Origin of the sequence: Pseudoteredinibacter isoporae (genome assembly GCF_040372805.1) — a bacterium.
Lineage (GTDB): Bacteria > Pseudomonadota > Gammaproteobacteria > Pseudomonadales > Cellvibrionaceae > Pseudoteredinibacter > Pseudoteredinibacter isoporae_A.
Genome location: NZ_BAABWJ010000001.1, coordinates 1,340,666 through 1,357,177, shown reverse-complemented (window position 1 = coordinate 1,357,177; position 16,512 = coordinate 1,340,666). Strand labels below are relative to the sequence as shown.

Genomic DNA, 16,512 nt, shown 5'->3' with positions numbered 1-16,512 from the left:
TGTCATAGGTAATGCCTTAAAAAGCACTTATAATGCACCTTTATTGGCAAATTGCCGACTATTACCGTTTAAGAACTAAACACATGCGAAATTCTCTATTCCGCCTTACCTTTTGGCTCGCCGTTTGCGGCGGCGGTGCCATTATTGCAGGACTGGCTGCCTTTTACCTGTACTTGAGCCCTAAACTGCCCTCAGTTGAGAGTCTTCGGCACGTAAAACTACAAACACCACTGCGGGTTTATTCACGCGACGGCCTGCTCATTGGCGAATTCGGCGAAAAACGCCGCACCCCCATTCAGCATCAGGATATTCCTGAGCTCTATACTAAAGCCTTGCTGGCAGCCGAAGACGATCAGTTCTACTCTCACAACGGCGTATCTATCCGGGGCCTGCTGCGCGCCGCGTCCCAGATAGTCAGCTCCGGCCATATTCAGTCGGGTGGCAGCACTATCACCATGCAGGTCGCACGCAATTTCTTTCTGACTCGCCAACAGACCTTTGCTCGCAAGTTCAATGAGATCCTGCTGGCCCTGCAAATCGAGCGCGAGCTAAGCAAGGACGAAATCCTCGAACTCTACGTCAATGTCATCTTTCTGGGCAACCGTTCGTACGGAATTAATGCTGCAGCTGAGGTTTACTATGGTAAACCCTTGAGTGAATTAAGTTTAGCTCAATTAGCAATGATTGCAGGCCTACCTAAAGCACCTTCCACATTCAACCCAATTGCCAACCCAGAACGTGCACTCATCCGTCGAAATTGGATCCTAGGGCGCATGCTGTCCCTGGGTTATATCGACCAAAACCTCTATGACGCCACTATTAATGAACCGGTCACCGCCAGCGTGCACGGCATTAAAGTGGACTATCATGCCCCCTATGTCGCCGAAATGGCCCGCCGTGAAGCCATGGACATCTACGGCCCCGGCGCTTACACAGATGGCCTCAAGGTCTACACCACCATTGACAGTCAATTGCAGCGACGCGCCCAGGGCGCTGTCATCGATGGGCTGCTCGCCTATGACAAACGTAAAGGCTATCGCGGTCCCGAACAGCACTGGCCGGCCAGTTTCATTGACCCCAATGTCAATGACGTTACAGATTTCAACAATCTCGATCTCGCCGCCTGGCAGAGCGCCCTAGGAAACCTGAGCGAATTCGGCGGGCTCGAGCCTGCCGTCGTTGTTCAGGTCTTTGAGCAGCAAATTCGCACCCTGCTTTCCAATGGCGATCTTGTTGATATCGACTGGGAACAGGGCCTACGTCAAGCCCGCCCGTTCAAAACCGAAAACGCTCGTGGCGCTCGCCCCAAGCTTGCCAGCGACATCGTTACCGTTGGCGACGTTATTCGGCTCCAACAAAACGACGCGGGTAACTGGGCCTTCAGTCAGGTACCCAAAGCACAAGCCGCACTGGTCGCTTTGAACCCTCAAGATGGCGCCATTATCTCAATGGTTGGCGGTTTCGACTTTGCGCAAAGTCACTTTAATCGCGTGACCCAAGCCAAACGTCAGCCAGGTTCTAACTTCAAACCCTTTGTATACACAACCGCACTTGAACAAGGACTGACTCCTGCCAGTATTATTAACGATGCGCCGATCGTATTCGAAGACGCCAATCTGGAAAGCACCTGGCGTCCAGAAAACGATGGTGGGAAATTTTATGGTCCCACACGCTTGCGCCAAGCCTTGTACCGCTCAAGGAACTTGGTTTCTATTCGGGTACTACGCAACATAGGGATTAACAATGCCATCAAGGGCATGGATCGCTTTGGCTTCGAGCCAGCCCTACTCCCCAAAGACCTTTCCCTGGCATTAGGCAGCTATGCCCTGACCCCCTTAGAAATTGTTACCGGCTACGCCGTCTTCGCGAATGGCGGATTCAAAGTCGAACCGTACTTGCTCAGTAGTATTCTGGATGTAAATGGAGACGCTATTTACGAAGCCAATCCAGCCACCGCCTGCCCGCGCTGTGAAACACTGACGACCGGTGGCGACGACGCTGAGAGCCTTTTGCTCGATGAGCCCACACCCCTGCCGAATGCAGAAAACCATCAAGTGGCCAGTCAACTCAATGACGACAGCACCAACACAGAAAGCGTTCCTGCCGAAGCGCCGCAAACGGACAGCGGACTTAATGCCGAATTTGCCTCTGAACTCGCCTCTGAGCTCGCGGCGCTGAATCAGGAAGCGGGAACCGAATCCCCCAACAATGAGGAAAACAACGAACCCGCATTCGTGCCACCCACCAATCCCGCCGAACGAGTATTGAGCCCACAGGTCGCTTATCTGATCAATTCCATGTTGCAAGATGTCATTCGAAAAGGCACCGGAACTGCTGCAAAGTCTCTGGGCCGCAATGATCTCGCCGGAAAGACCGGCACCACCAACGGTCCTCGGGACGCCTGGTTCTCAGGTTACAACCGCAACCTGGTGGTAACGACCTGGCTCGGTTTCGATCAAAACCTGATGCTCGGTCGACGGGAATACGGTGGCTCAGCCGCCCTGCCAATCTGGATAGATTATATGCGCACCGCACTTCAAGACGTGCCGGAAAATAAACGCCCCCAGCCTGAGGGTATCATTACCGTTCGCATCGACCCTAAAACCGGAGAAAGGGCGAACATCAACACCATCGGCGCAATCTATGAAAGCTTCCGTTTGGAAAATGCGCCAGAGTTGTTGAGCAATGAAAGTATTGGCACCAGTGACAGCGAAGAAGCTCTGCCCGAGGAACTCTTTTAACGCATCCGAGGCCCGGTTCTTGGCCCAACACTTTCCTGGCAATGTTTGCCTGAGCATAAAAAAAGCAGCCTTGAAGGCTGCTTTTTTTATGCTTGATCATCCGGCCGGTTCACTGCCGCAGATCTCGATGCGAACTCGACCCTATTTGATATCCGCCGCCGAACGCAACGGGTAATGATTCGGGTACGGCAGGCGTGCGACGCCAGTATCTACTGCCGCCTGCGCGACCGCTGACGCAACCGCACCCAAAAGGCGCTCATCGGTTGGCTTCGGCAAAATGTACTCGGTACCAAAACTTAAATCGGCACCGCCGTATGCCGCGCAAACCTCAGCCGGCACAGGTTGTTTGGCCAACTCACGAATGGCCTCAACAGCCGCCAACTTCATTTCTTCGTTAATGGCTTTTGCACGCACATCCAAAGTACCGCGAAACAGAAAGGGGAAACAAAGCACATTGTTCACCTGATTCGGGTAATCCGAACGGCCGGTTGCCATGATTAAATCTGCGCGAGCTTCATTGGCGACTTTGGGATCGATCTCCGGATCTGGGTTTGAGCAAGCAAACACAACCGGACGGTCCGCCATAGATTTCAGCTGACTTTCAGAAAGTAAGTTAGGCCCCGACACTCCCAGGAAAGCATCCGCACCATTAATTGCATCGTCCAGAGTACGTGCATCGGTTTCATGCGCAAACGCTTCTTTATACTCATTCAAATGATCACGCCCGGCGTAAATCACACCCTTACTGTCCAGCATAGTGATATTTTCAGGTTGCGCACCTGCGCTGATCATGAGCTTGCAACAAGCCTGGGCAGCAGCACCAGCTCCCAAGCAAACAATTTTCGCAGAAGAAATGGTTTTGCCCTGAATTTCCAGAGCGTTCATCATCCCCGCAACCGTTACAATGGCCGTACCGTGTTGATCATCGTGGAAAATCGGCACCTGGCATCGTTCGATCAGAGCCTTTTCAATGACAAAGCACTCTGGGGCCTTAATGTCTTCCAGATTAATACCGCCGTAGGTGTTGGCAATACGTTCAACCGTATCGATAAAAGCTTCGGGGGATTCGGCATCCACTTCAACATCGACAGAATCAATTCCAGCAAAACGCTTGAACAAAAGACTCTTGCCTTCCATCACCGGCTTACTCGCTAAGGGGCCCAGATTACCCAGGCCCAAAATAGCACTGCCATCGGTAATGACCGCAACCAGATTGCCTTTCAGGGTGTACTTGAACGCGTTCTCTGCGTCTTTTGCAATTTCGCGAACAGGCTCAGCCACTCCAGGGCTGTAGGCTAAGGAAAGATCTTCTTGGGTTTCCGCCGACGTACTCAACTCGATACTGAGCTTTCCGGGACGGGGGAAGGCGTGATAATCAAGCGCCGCTTTTTTCAAATCGTTTGACATGGTCCCAACCACTATTGCTTTGTTTGTGATTGCACAAAGCCGGGCAAATGCGATACCGCATCCACTCACTTGTGCAGAATATTGTAATTATTTCCCGCGAAGCTCTGACGGCTTTTTAGACAGGTCTGGGAAGCATACTCCCAGCATATACAGCCATCAATAACAATTGTAACCACAATCACGGTGTTAGCGACCATTGTTTCCATCAAATCGCCTTATAGCTAGGCTAAATTGGCCTAAATGCCGCATTATTTGAACGGACAATAACCAATATTCGTCTCACCGATAAATAGCCGGGGTTTAAGCGACGGCAATACGAGGAAAGCTTACAGGTAAGAGGTTGAACAAGCGGACACAAAAAAGCCCTTGGCGAATTTTCGCGAAGGGCTTTTTGACCACCGGCGTTAAGAAGTCCGGTGAAGGACCAGCAAGAATTACTTCTTGATGCGGCTGCCGAAACGCTTCTTGAAGCGATCGATACGACCACCGGTATCAACAACTTTCTGCTTACCAGTGTAGAAAGGGTGACACTCTGAACATACGTCCAAGTGCAGATCTTTGCCCAAGGTGGAGCCAGTCTTGATGGTATTACCGCAAGAACAAGTCGCAGTAATCTCACCGTAATTCGGATGGATATCAGCTTTCATAGTGTGCCTCATTAATTAATCTTGTCCCCGCCACTCGATCATTGCCAAGCACGGAAACGGTATAAAGCGCTTTTGGGCCAGCCGCAGCGGCCAAAAAATAGACGGCGCATACTAACAGAACAAAGCGAGAACGCAAGCAAAATTACACCCCATGGGTAGAAGCCAAGAATACTGGCCTGCTCTCGCCAACAATCCACACTTCGAATCCGATTGGTATTCAGTCGTCACTGGTACTTATAATGTGCCTCCATTAATCAGTATCAAACTATGCCTCCAAAGACCATTATTCGACTCGCCCTTCCCGTGCCGCTTCGCCGTCTGTTTGACTATATCGGTGAAGATAAGCGCGAATACCCTATTGGCGCTCGTGTGCGGGTGCCCTTCGGGAAACGCGAGCTGATCGGGATCGTGATCGAACAGTCCACGGACAGCGATCAGGATCTGCACACACTCAAACCCGCCGGAGACCTCCTGGATGAGAACAGTTTGGTCCCAGAAGATATCCGCCAGCTCCTGAATTTCTGCAGTCGCTACTATCAATGCCCCATTGGAGAGACCTACAGCACAGCATTACCCAAGCTCCTGCGTAATGGCGAAACGGTCAGTTCGCCGCAACAGGAATACCTGAAACTCACCCAGGAAGGTCTCGGATTACCTTCAGGCGGACTGAGCAAAGCACGTAAGCAAGCGGCCCTCCTGGCCGCCCTTCAGGAAGAAGGAAAGCTCGATAAAACAGACTTAAAACGTCTCTGCATCAGCAGTACTGTCGTTAAAGCCATGCAGGAAAAAGGCCTGCTGTTTTGGCAAAGCGAGCAACTGCCGAGCATTGCGGCCGAAGAACAGCAAAAGCAACCTCCTCTCGAGCTTAATGAAGAACAGAGCGCCGCTCTGGATCAATTGCGATACCGCGAGTTTGCCTGCTATTTACTGGAAGGCACCACAGGCAGTGGCAAGACCGAAGTCTATCTTCAGGCCATCGCCGAGGTGTTGCGACAGGGCAAGCAGGCCCTGGTGATGATCCCTGAGATTGGCCTGACACCGCAGACACTTGGCCGTTTTCAGAATCGCTTCCGCTGCCCGGTAGTCGCCATCCACTCAGGCTTGAACGATAGAGAGCGGCTACAGGCCTGGAGTATGGCCAAATCCGGCCAGGCCGGAATCATTATCGGCACCCGCTCCTCCGTGTTCACTCCCCTGTACAAGCCGGGCATCATTATCATTGATGAAGAACATGATTTATCGTTCAAACAGCAGGACGGCGTACGTTACTCAGGCCGCGATCTGGCCATCTTTCGTGCCCAGAAAGCGGGCATCCCTATCGTATTGGGCACTGCAACACCGAGCCTGGAGAGCCTGCACAATGCGATTCAAGGACGCTATCACCATTTGCGGCTGACCCGCAGGGCCGGTGCCGCACGACCACCGGCGATCAGTGTCGACGATATCAAACAACAAACACTGATTGGTGGTCTCAGCCAACACAGCTTGGACGCCATTGGCCAGACCTTAGGAGCCGGCAATCAAGTTCTGGTTTTCCTGAACCGCCGAGGCTTTGCCCCCAGCCTGCTCTGCCATAACTGCGGCTGGGTTGCGGAGTGCCGCCACTGCAGCGCACGCATGACTCTGCACAAGGCCCAAAGGCAATTGCGTTGCCATCACTGTGAGGCCAGCATGGCCCTACCCTCACAATGCCCGGATTGCTTCAGTCGTGAACTGATTGGCCAAGGCTACGGCACTCAACGCAGCGAAGAAACTTTGCAAGAATACTTCCCTGAAACTCAAATTATTCGAATTGATCGCGATAGCACCCGCAAAAAGCAGGCTATGCACGAGTTACTGCATGAAGTCGATCAGGGCCAACCCTGCATTCTTCTGGGCACGCAAATGCTGGCCAAAGGGCATCATTTCCCAAACGTCACTTTAGTGGTTATCGTCGATGCCGATGGCGGCCTGTTCAGTGGAGACTTTCGTGGGCCAGAACGCATGGGGCAACTGATCACCCAGGTCGCCGGGCGCGCGGGCCGGGCCGAAAAGCCGGGCCGAGTCATCATTCAAAGCCACAACAAAGATCACCCGCTGCTTGAGACTCTGCTTGAACAAGGCTACCACCTATTTGCTCGCCAAATCCTGCGCGAGCGCCAACTCGCCCATATGCCTCCCTACCGACAGCTGGCCCTACTGCATTGCGACAGCAAAGATGGCTTCCAGGCCGAAGCTTACCTACAAGGTCTGCGTCAGTGGCTTGAGCAGTACGCTCCGCCAAGCCCCGAACGAGTATATCTCGGGCCGTTTGCCGCCCCCATGGAAAAGCGCAAGCAAATGTTTCGTTTTCAACTCCAGTTTAACTGCGAAACCCGGCGCCATATGCAGCATCTGTTACAACTGGTTGGACAATATCTGGAGCAAAGTAAAATGCCCCACAACATTCGCTGCTCACTTGATGTCGATCCATTGGACATGATGTAGAATGGCCAGCTTTCCCAGTCTGTAGTCAACCATTCGCCATCAAGGATTAACAAGCAAGGACCCCATGAGTCAGGATTTCGCCAAAAAGAAGCGCAGCAGTACCGCCCGGAATAGTACTCGCAGTACCAGCAACAAGGGCAACAAGCGCCGTACCAGCAACAAGAAAACCCAGACCCGCAGCGCCAGTGGCTGGTTATGGTTTTTAAGCGGCGGCCTGCTCGGCAGCCTGGCAACGTTCCTGATTTTTCTCAGCGGCGTGATTCCGGTCCCCCAGGACAGCAGTCCACAAAAACCCCAAAGTAAGAAAACTCAGGCGGCCGCAGAAAAACCGGTTCCCCAGCCACGCTTTGATTTTTACGAACTTCTGAAAGAATCCGAAGTGGTCGTGGAAAAATCCGCCGACGCGTATGATGGCGGAGGCCTACGCGAACAAAAAGACATGGAATACCTGCTGCAGGTTGGCTCATTCCGCAGCCCCAATGATGCTGACCGCTTGCATGCAGAATTGGCCTTGTCTGGCTTCGACAGCCAGGTTGAAAAGGTCAAAGTTAGAAACGGCAGTATCTGGCATCGCGTCTTGGTGGGCCCCTATGCCAGTAAGTCCAAATTGGCCAACACCCGCGGCAAATTGATCAGCAAGGGGATAGAAACCCTGGTCATTGAGCGTGAGGCTCGCTAGAACGGTTCAACTCGGGCACCCACATTGGGGGTGCCCCGCCTTCCCTGCTCAGTTGCAAGCCCTGCACGTTTACAGTCCTTTGCATATCTCCCAACCGGAAATGCTTGAAAAGCCTGCGTATTGCCCATACTTAAATGGGTAATCGCCAATTTCCGTTTGGCATTCCGTACCCTTTAGAAAGGACGTCCCGTGGAACAATATCGAGGCACAACTATTCTATCCGCTCGTCGCAATGGCAAAGTCGTCATTGGCGGCGACGGGCAAGTATCAATGGGCAATACCGTCATGAAAGGCAATGCCCGAAAGGTTCGCCGTTTGCATGGCGGCAAAGTGCTGGCCGGTTTTGCCGGTGGCACCGCAGATGCCTTTACCCTGTTTGAACGCTTTGAAGCCAAGCTGGAAGCCCACAATGGCCAATTGGTTCGCGCCGCTGTGGAGCTGGCGAAGGACTGGCGATCGGATCGCGCACTGCGAAAACTCGAAGCCCTACTCGCCGTCGCGAATGAAGAGGCTTCATTGATTATTACCGGCAATGGCGACGTCATCCAACCCGAAGACGACTTGATTGCCATTGGCTCCGGCGGGCCATTTGCTCAATCTGCTGCTCGCGCATTACTGGATAACACCGAGATGGAAGCCATCGATATCGTCAAGCAAGGTTTGAAAATTGCCGGCGACATTTGCGTGTACACCAATCAGAACCACACTATTGAAGAACTGGAATACTGAGTAAGACCATGTCCAATATGACACCTAGAGAAATTGTTCACGAGCTGGACAAACACATCATCGGTCAGAAAGATGCCAAACGAGCCGTCGCCATTGCCCTGCGCAACCGTTGGCGCCGTATGCAGCTGGACGAAGAGCTGCGCAATGAAATCACTCCGAAAAATATTTTGATGATCGGCCCAACCGGTGTCGGCAAAACTGAAATTGCTCGCCGTCTGGCAAAACTCGCGAATGCACCGTTCATTAAAGTTGAAGCGACCAAATTTACTGAGGTCGGCTATGTTGGTCGTGACGTTGAATCCATTGTGCGTGACCTCGTCGATATGTCGATCAAAATGTATCGCGAGCAAGAAAAAGCCAAAGTTGAACATCGAGCCTACGATGCAGCCGAAGAACGCATTCTGGATGCTCTCCTGCCTCCGGCCCGTGGTGAAGATTTGAGCGAAAAAGCTGAAAGCGGCACACGTCAGATTTTTCGCAAAAAACTACGCGAAGGTGAACTGGACGATAAAGAAATTGAACTGGAATTGGCGACCACGCCTGTCGGTGTAGAAATCATGGCACCTCCGGGCATGGAAGACATGACCAGCCAATTGCAAAATATGTTTTCGTCCATGAACACTGGCAAAACCCAAAAAACCAAACTCACCGTTAAACAGGCTATGAAACAGCTTCAAGACGAGGAAGCTGCCAAGCTTATCAACGAAGAAGATGTTAAAGCCAAAGCCATTGCAGCAGCGGAACAAAACGGCATTGTGTTCATCGATGAAATCGACAAAGTGGCCAAACGGCAGGAAAACGCCGGCGGTGATGTTTCCCGCGAGGGTGTTCAGCGTGACTTGCTGCCACTCATTGAAGGCTGCACCGTCAGCACCAAACACGGCATGATCAAAACTGATCATATTTTGTTTGTGGCATCAGGCGCATTTCACCTGGCGAAACCTTCGGACCTGATTCCCGAATTGCAGGGGCGTTTACCTATCCGCGTGGAGCTGGAAGCTCTCAGTGCATCGGATTTTGAACGTATCTTGGTAGAACCGAATGCCTCCCTCACCGAGCAACAAAAAGCTCTGCTGGAAACAGAAGGTCTGGAACTTAATTTCACCGACGACGGTATACGAAAAATTGCCGAGACGGCATTCGACGTCAATGAACGCACTGAAAATATTGGTGCCCGCAGGTTACACACTGTGCTTGAACGTTTATTAGAGGAAATTTCCTTCGACGCCAGTGACAGCAAGGGCCCGATTACCATTGACGCCAACTACGTCAGCAATGCTTTAGGTGAACTGGCACAGGATGAAGATCTGAGTCGCTTTATTCTATAAGCAAGGCAAATCTCTTCCCCGCAAAAAGGCCAGAGTTTACTCTGGCCTTTTTATTGGCAGAATGTCATCCAAAGCTGAGTAAGGCCCACATATCCGCACAAGGTTCAGCCAACAATTCGAGCGAAATACTGGCTCGCCTATTCACGACCTCTCCGACAATAATCATTGCCGGGCCTGACAACTCGACCGTCAACAAATCCGTTTCAAGGCTGCGCAGCTGACTGATCAACACACATTGATCAGACAAACTGCCCTTGTCGACCACGGCTATCGCGGTGTCGCAATCCATACCATAGGCCATTAACTGATGAGCAATATATGTGATTTTTGAAAGTCCCATGTAAAACACCAAGGTACCTGACTCACAGGCCAAATGTTTCCAATCTATATCCGCACCTCCTGCCTGCTGATAGGCCGTGACGAATTTAACCGACTGAGCACAATCTCTATGCGTGAGAGGAATACCGGAATACGCCGAGCAACCACTGGCCGCCGTCACGCCAGGTACAACGGCAAAAGGAATATTGTGTCGGCTTAATAAATCCGTTTCTTCCGCGAGGCGCGCGAAAATACTTGGGTCACCGCCCTTCAGTCGAATTACCGTCGCTCCCAGGCGTGCTTTGCTCACCATCAATTCACCAATATCCGTTTGGCTCATACTGTGTTCTGAACAACGCTTACCGACATAAATCGTCTCAGCTCGCCGTGGAAAATAATCGTGCAAGGTCTTATCAACCAAAGCATCAAACAAAATCACATCAGCACTCTGCAATAAACGATGGGCTTTCAGGCTCAACAATTCCGGATCGCCGCACCCCGAACCCACAAAGTACACCTTTCCACCCTCTGTTTTTAGAGCAGAATGAGCATGATTCGTCGGTTTAGATAAGGTATTCATTATTATGCGCTCTCGCCCAAAATTGAGACATTGTTTGTACTGTGCTGTTTAATCAAACTGGCCAACTCCGGCTTGCAGGAACCACAGTTACGACCGCAACGCAGACGTTCCCCCAATTCCGAAACGGAGCCCGCTCCAGATTCGATTTCGTCCACAATGGTTTTTTGGTGCACATTGAAACAACTGCAGATCTTGGGTCCAAGCTCAAAAGCGTTGCCAGCCTGGCCACGTAATACGCATTGAATATCAGAAAACCCCAGAGGCGCTTGAGCAAAAATGTAATCCAACCACTCTCTACTGACATTCACAGGTTGATCCCGAACGAAAGCCAAAAATTCGACCTTTCCTTCCCTCAAACACATCATATTTTCAGCGACACCATGGGAGTAAGATAACCACTCGCCATGAACACCACTGATAATCTTCAAATACTCTTGGCAGTTCACCTCCTGATCAGGAAAGGCCAGCAGATAATGAAAGCCTTCGTGCCCCCGGCTCTTGACCCAAAAACCTTCTCGCAAGCTCAACTCCGTTTTTGAATAGAGCTGTATATATCGCTCACTATGTAGCGCTTCAAGGTTGACTACAGTTTGCTTGGACTCAGGCTGGCCCGATATCGGATCAACAATACCCGGGTAGAGGTTGCTGACATTCGCTGAAGACGCAAATTGTTCCGACCAATGAATAGGCATGAAACACTGCCCTTGAACAACATCATCACTTATTTCAGCAAAGGCCACCACATCAGACACTCGAGAAGATGCCTTAATTAACCCTCCCGCTTGGACCCCCAACACTTTTGCATCTTTAGAATTGATATAAACACATGGCCTATCTATGTGCCCATTTAAATTCGCGGATCGCCCCGTTCGACTCATGGTGTGCCATTGATCCCTCAAGCGCCCTGAGTTCATTACGTAAGGAAAGGAACGGTCAGCCATGTGCACAGGCAATCTCGGCTCGATCGCAAACATTTTCGCCTTCCCCGACGCGGTGCTGAAACGCATTCCCTCAAAGGGACGCCCAGATGCCTTTTTGTCAGGAAGAGGCCACTGTTGAGGCTGTAGGGAGTTGTATTCGCTGATACTCAGATTGCTGAGCTGCCCAAGATCCAACTGGCGCTGCCCATGATTTTCATAGGTCGTTAGCTTCGTCCATTCATCAAAAATCTCGGCTGGATGCTGATAATGAAAACCCGAAAAGCCCATAGCCTGAGCGACATCGGCAATGATTTCCCAATCAGCCTTGGCTTCGGCCGGAGCCGGAATCAAACCTCGCTGTCTTGAAATGCGGCGCTCTGAATTGGTTACCGTACCGTTTTTTTCAAGCCAGGCACTGGCTGGGAATTTTATGTCGGCAAACGCTAAAGTGTCGCTCTTATTGACACACTCGGACACTATGACCAATTCACAGTTTTCCAAGGCTTTTATCACTTCAGGGCGATCTGGAAGACTCACCAGCGGATTTGTTGCCATGATCCAAACGGCCTTTATCCTACCCGAGGCCAATTCAGAAAACAGTTCAACCGCCATCTTTCCCGGCTTACTCGCCATCGTGGGGGACTGCCAAAATTCTTGCACGTGATTACGATGTTCGGGAATGTGCAATTCCATATGGGCCGTGAGTTGATTCGACAAGCCACCCACTTCCCGACCACCCATCGCATTCGGTTGGCCGGTAATGGAAAACGGACCGCAACCCGGCCGGAGGATTTTCCCCGAAGCCAAGTGAGCATTAATGATCGCCTGGCATTTATCCACACCTGAGGAAGACTGATTAATCCCCATGGAATAAAAACTGACAACTCGCTTATTGATCAAAAACCAATGAAAGAACTGCTCAAGCTCTTGCTCGGACACATCGCAAAACTCTGCAGTGCGCCGCAAACTCCAGTCTTCGCAAGCCTCAATAGCAGCGGCGTAATTCTCAACATGGTGTTCCAGAAAAGACTGGTCGAGCCCACCGTTTTGGGCCAGATAATTTAACAGGCCATTGTAGAGTGCCGCATCACTGCCTGGCTTAATCTGAAGAAATAAGTCCGCCAATTCGGCGCTGGCCGTTCGTCTCGGGTCGATCAGAACAACTTTCATGTGAGGATTCAAACGCTTGGCGCGCTCCATCCTCTGATACAGCACTGGATGTGTCCAAGCAGCATTGGAACCAATCAAAATGAGCAAATCCGTTTGCTCTAAATCTTGATAATCACAGGGAACAACATCCTCCCCAAATGCACGCTTATAAGCGGCCACCGCTGAAGACATACACAGACGGGAATTGGTATCGATGTTGGCGGAACCGATATAACCTTTCATCAATTTATTCGCGAGATAATAGTCTTCTGTGAGAAGCTGGCCGGAGACATAAAAGGCCACTGCATCTGGACCATGTTCGGCAATAATATCCGCCAAGCCACTCGCCGCCTTATTCACGGCCTCTGTCCAAGTGGCCCGCTGATGATTGATTTCTGGGTACAGCAGGCGATCTTCATGACCAATCGTATCCAACAGGTGCTGGCCCTTCACACAGAGCCGACCATAGTTCGCCGGATGATCTTCCGTCCCTTGAATGTGTGTTGGCTGACCGCTCTCCATCTCGACCTCTACGCCACAACCAACACCACAGTATGCGCAAACACTCTGAGCACTGAACGCCAGCCCCTTCGAAGTAGTGTCCTTAGCGAGAATCATTATTCCGCTATCGCCATGGACAGTTGCACGTCACCTCCCTGGATACGTGCGGGATACACAGCAATTTGACGGCCCTCGTCCTCCAGGCATTGTCCATCAATTAGGGAAAAATGTTGCTTATACAAAGGAGAAGCCACAACGGGCTCATCGTTCAGTGAACCAACGATGCCCCGACTCATCACATTGGCCTTACCAATTGGGTCAAAATTATCAATCGCGTACACCTGCGGCTTCGGGCGACTGAGATAAAACAGCGCAATCTGTGTGTTCTCCATTAAAGCACACACACCCGAGTCTTTAACGAGATCACTTGTTTTACAGAGGTGAGTCCATTGTTTCATGCCCATAGTGCCTCCTTAGGCCATCTCAGTTTCGGTGATGCATTCTGCTTTCACGCATTCGGTCTTATCTGCCGGTGAGATTTGATCCCTGACGCGAACGAACTGAATGCTTTCATCCGGCTCATCGGAATTCACAAACTGTCGAAAACGCTTTAGGGCGGCCGGATTTTCCAGGGTTGTCTTCCACTCACATTGATAAGTACCCACAATATCGTCCATTTGCGCCTCCAGCTCGTCACAGACGCCCAAGTGATCATCCACCACCACTTTCTTGAGATAACCCAGACCGCCTTCCAGATTTTCCATCCACACCGAAGTGCGCTGCAAGCGATCGGCAGTTCGCACATAAAACATCAACACCCTGTCGATACAACGAATCAGACCTTCATCATTCAGATCGGTGGCGAATAAATCGGCATGCCTGGGTCGCATTCCCCCATTGCCACACACATAAAGATTCCAGCCATTCTCAGTCGCAATAACACCGATATCCTTACTTTGCGCCTCAGCACATTCACGTGTGCAACCTGAAACCGCCATTTTTATTTTGTGGGGAGCGCGCAGACCCTTGTAGCGATTTTCCAAGAAAATTGCCATCGAGACACTGTCTTTCACACCGTATCGACACCAACTTTCCCCAACGCAGGATTTCACCGTACGAAGTGATTTCCCATAGGCATGACCGGTTTCAAAACCGGCATCAATTAGCTCAGCCCAGATTTCAGGCAATTGCTCTAAGCGTGCGCCAAACAGGTCCACCCGCTGGCCACCGGTAATCTTGGTGTACAGGTCGTATTTTTTAGCGACCTCTCCCAGCACAATCAACTTATCGGCGGTGATTTCTCCGCCGGGCACTCGAGGCACGACAGAATAACTGCCATCTTTTTGCATATTGGCCAGATAGGTATCGTTTGTATCTTGTAGTGGCAAGTGCTCTTCTTTGAGCACATAATCATTCCACAGCGACGCCAATATCGAGCCAACCGCAGGCTTACAGGTATCACAACCCAGGCCGTTGCCATGTCTATCCAGAAGCTCATCGAATTGTTTAATACCTTCGACTCGGATAATGTCGTACAACTCTTGGCGACTGTAAGCGAAGTGCTCGCAAATGTCGGCATTCACCTCCAGACCGCGTTGCTCCAGAGTGGAATCAACCAGGTTCTTAAGCAATGCGGAACAACCACCGCAGCCGGTACTGGCCTTTGTGCAGTTTTTCACACTGGCAAGATCACAGGCCCCTCCATCAATCGCCGCAACGACATCACCTTTGCTAACATTGTGACAAGAACAAATGGATGCCGTATCGGGCAAAGCGTCAACCCCTAGGCTTGGTGCAGCGTCACTCATGGGCAATATAAGCGCCTCGGGGGCCGAGGGTAACTCAATGCGATTTAACATGTATTGCAGCAAGGTATCGTAATCACCGCAGTCCCCAACCAACACTGCACCCAGAAGGGTTTTTCGGTCTTCTGACACCACGATTTTTTTATAGATGCCCAGTGGCTGGTTTTCATAGGTGTAGGTCTGAGCTCCTGGTGTGGTAGCGTGAGCATCGCCAATCGACCCAACATCAACTCCCATCAACTTGAGCTTGGTACTCATATCCGCTCCGGAAAACTGCTCTTCGCTGCCTTCCTCAAGCAAACGTTTTGCAACCACCTTCGCCATTTGATAACCCGGCGCGACCAAACCAAAAACACGTTGCTGCCACAGTGCACACTCGCCCACCGCGTAGATATTGGCGTCGGAGGTTCGGCAATAGTTATCAATCACAATGCCACCGCGCTCGCCAACATCCAGATCACAGGCGCGAGCCAGTTCGTCGTGAGGTCGAATACCGGCAGAAAAGAGAATCAAATCCGTTTCTAATGTTTCACCATCAGAAAAACACATTTTGTAACGACGCTGATTTCCTGACGTAATATTTTCTGTTGCTTTTGAACAGTGAACCTTTACACCCAGCTCTTCAATCTTGCTTTTCAGCAAGCTTCCGCCCGCGCCATCTACCTGCACGGCCATAAGTTGCGGTGCAAACTCTACAACATGAGTTTGCAAACCCAACTGACGAAGCGCATTGGCCGCCTCCAGGCCAAGCAAACCACCACCCACCACCACACCGACTGTCGCATGTTGCGCAGATGCTTGAATGGCCTCAAGATCCTCAATGGTGCGATAGACCAGACAATGCTCTTGATCATTGCCGGGGATCGGAGGAACAAAGGGATAGGAGCCCGTCGCCATGACCAACTCGTCATAAGTGAAACGCTTTCCATGTTCGGTTTGGACCGTTTTGCTGTCTCGATCAATCGAGACCACACGCTCACCACAAAGAACATCCACTTGCCATTGTTTGTATTGCGCCTCATTCGCCAGCGCCAATTCTTCAGCACTCTTCCCCGAAAAATACTCGGACAGATGCACTCGATCATAAGCCAGACGTGGCTCAGAAGATAACACCGTCACGTTCACATCCGGACTCTGGGCCATTAAATGTTCAAGCAGATGGTGGCCAACCATACCATTGCCAATCACCACAATGTTTTTATGCATCATTATCATTCTCTCAAGGCTGAGCAAGTATCAGCA

Annotated in this window: 11 protein-coding genes; 5 read left to right on the top strand and 6 right to left on the bottom strand. The window is 51.2% G+C overall.

Translation table 11 applies throughout. From position 1 onward, the window contains the following. Positions 1 to 83: 83 nt before the first annotated feature. Positions 84 to 2,741 (top strand): penicillin-binding protein 1A, encoded by a 2,658-nt coding sequence (locus tag ABWW03_RS06030; RefSeq protein ID WP_353407001.1) that lies wholly within the window; start codon positions 84 to 86, stop codon positions 2,739 to 2,741. A gap of 141 nt (positions 2,742 to 2,882) precedes the next feature. Here the strand turns inward: ABWW03_RS06030 and ABWW03_RS06025 are convergent, their stop codons facing one another. Together ABWW03_RS06025 and rpmE are read right to left on the bottom strand one after the other, a co-directional pair. Beyond that, positions 2,883 to 4,148, bottom strand: coding sequence for a malic enzyme-like NAD(P)-binding protein (locus ABWW03_RS06025; protein ID WP_353407000.1), 1,266 nt, complete (start codon positions 4,146 to 4,148; stop codon positions 2,883 to 2,885). A gap of 434 nt (positions 4,149 to 4,582) precedes the next feature. Beyond that, complete coding sequence (rpmE, locus tag ABWW03_RS06020) at positions 4,583 to 4,795, bottom strand: 50S ribosomal protein L31 (protein WP_166853099.1); 213 nt, start codon at positions 4,793 to 4,795, stop codon at positions 4,583 to 4,585. 267 nt (positions 4,796 to 5,062) lie between these two features. Here rpmE and ABWW03_RS06015 point away from each other — a divergent pair, with 267 nt between their 5' ends. The 4 genes from ABWW03_RS06015 to hslU all read left to right on the top strand — a co-directional run bounded on the left by ABWW03_RS06015 (position 5,063) and on the right by hslU (position 9,997). Then, on the top strand, positions 5,063 to 7,261 hold the full coding sequence (locus ABWW03_RS06015) for a primosomal protein N' (protein WP_353406999.1): 2,199 nt from the start codon (positions 5,063 to 5,065) through the stop codon (positions 7,259 to 7,261). 64 nt (positions 7,262 to 7,325) lie between these two features. Then, positions 7,326 to 7,940: an SPOR domain-containing protein gene (locus ABWW03_RS06010; protein WP_353406998.1), complete on the top strand. Its 615-nt coding sequence runs from the start codon at positions 7,326 to 7,328 to the stop codon at positions 7,938 to 7,940. Positions 7,941 to 8,129: 189 nt separating this feature from the next. Beyond that, the gene (gene hslV / locus ABWW03_RS06005; protein ID WP_353406997.1) at positions 8,130 to 8,669 is read left to right on the top strand and encodes an ATP-dependent protease subunit HslV; all 540 of its coding nucleotides are present in this window, start codon (positions 8,130 to 8,132) and stop codon (positions 8,667 to 8,669) included. A gap of 8 nt (positions 8,670 to 8,677) precedes the next feature. Then, the gene (gene hslU, locus ABWW03_RS06000; protein ID WP_353406996.1) at positions 8,678 to 9,997 is read left to right on the top strand and encodes an ATP-dependent protease ATPase subunit HslU; all 1,320 of its coding nucleotides are present in this window, start codon (positions 8,678 to 8,680) and stop codon (positions 9,995 to 9,997) included. 64 nt (positions 9,998 to 10,061) lie between these two features. Here hslU and cobA read toward each other — a convergent pair whose 3' ends face one another. From cobA to nirB, 4 genes are read right to left on the bottom strand one after another with little or no spacing between them, the layout of a single operon-like run. Next, on the bottom strand, positions 10,062 to 10,895 hold the full coding sequence (gene cobA, locus ABWW03_RS05995) for a uroporphyrinogen-III C-methyltransferase (RefSeq protein ID WP_353406995.1): 834 nt from the start codon (positions 10,893 to 10,895) through the stop codon (positions 10,062 to 10,064). A 2-nt stretch (positions 10,896 to 10,897) separates the two neighbouring features. Continuing rightward, positions 10,898 to 13,582, bottom strand: a complete 2,685-nt coding sequence (locus ABWW03_RS05990; protein WP_353406994.1) for a nitrate reductase — start codon at positions 13,580 to 13,582, stop codon at positions 10,898 to 10,900. Continuing rightward, positions 13,582 to 13,929: a nitrite reductase small subunit NirD gene (gene nirD / locus ABWW03_RS05985; RefSeq protein ID WP_353406993.1), complete on the bottom strand. Its 348-nt coding sequence runs from the start codon at positions 13,927 to 13,929 to the stop codon at positions 13,582 to 13,584. Before nirD ends, ABWW03_RS05990 begins: the two co-directional genes overlap by 1 nt. 9 nt (positions 13,930 to 13,938) lie before the next feature. Beyond that, positions 13,939 to 16,479, bottom strand: a complete 2,541-nt coding sequence (gene nirB, locus ABWW03_RS05980; protein ID WP_353406992.1) for a nitrite reductase large subunit NirB — start codon at positions 16,477 to 16,479, stop codon at positions 13,939 to 13,941. Between the last annotated feature and the right edge of the window lie 33 nt (positions 16,480 to 16,512).

Bases quoted from the DNA above. Each gene is read 5' to 3' on its own strand.
- rpmE (WP_166853099.1), bottom strand. From the start codon at position 4,795: ATGAAAGCTGATATCCATCCGAATTACGGTGAGATTACTGCGACTTGT.
- ABWW03_RS06030 (WP_353407001.1), top strand. From the start codon at position 84: ATGCGAAATTCTCTATTCCGCCTTACCTTTTGGCTCGCCGTTTGCGGC.
- ABWW03_RS06025 (WP_353407000.1), bottom strand. From the start codon at position 4,148: ATGTCAAACGATTTGAAAAAAGCGGCGCTTGATTATCACGCCTTCCCC.
- ABWW03_RS06015 (WP_353406999.1), top strand. From the start codon at position 5,063: ATGCCTCCAAAGACCATTATTCGACTCGCCCTTCCCGTGCCGCTTCGC.
- nirB (WP_353406992.1), bottom strand. From the start codon at position 16,479: ATGATGCATAAAAACATTGTGGTGATTGGCAATGGTATGGTTGGCCAC.
- hslU (WP_353406996.1), top strand. From the start codon at position 8,678: ATGTCCAATATGACACCTAGAGAAATTGTTCACGAGCTGGACAAACAC.
- nirD (WP_353406993.1), bottom strand. From the start codon at position 13,929: ATGGGCATGAAACAATGGACTCACCTCTGTAAAACAAGTGATCTCGTT.
- ABWW03_RS05990 (WP_353406994.1), bottom strand. From the start codon at position 13,582: ATGATTCTCGCTAAGGACACTACTTCGAAGGGGCTGGCGTTCAGTGCT.
- ABWW03_RS06010 (WP_353406998.1), top strand. From the start codon at position 7,326: ATGAGTCAGGATTTCGCCAAAAAGAAGCGCAGCAGTACCGCCCGGAAT.
- cobA (WP_353406995.1), bottom strand. From the start codon at position 10,895: ATGAATACCTTATCTAAACCGACGAATCATGCTCATTCTGCTCTAAAA.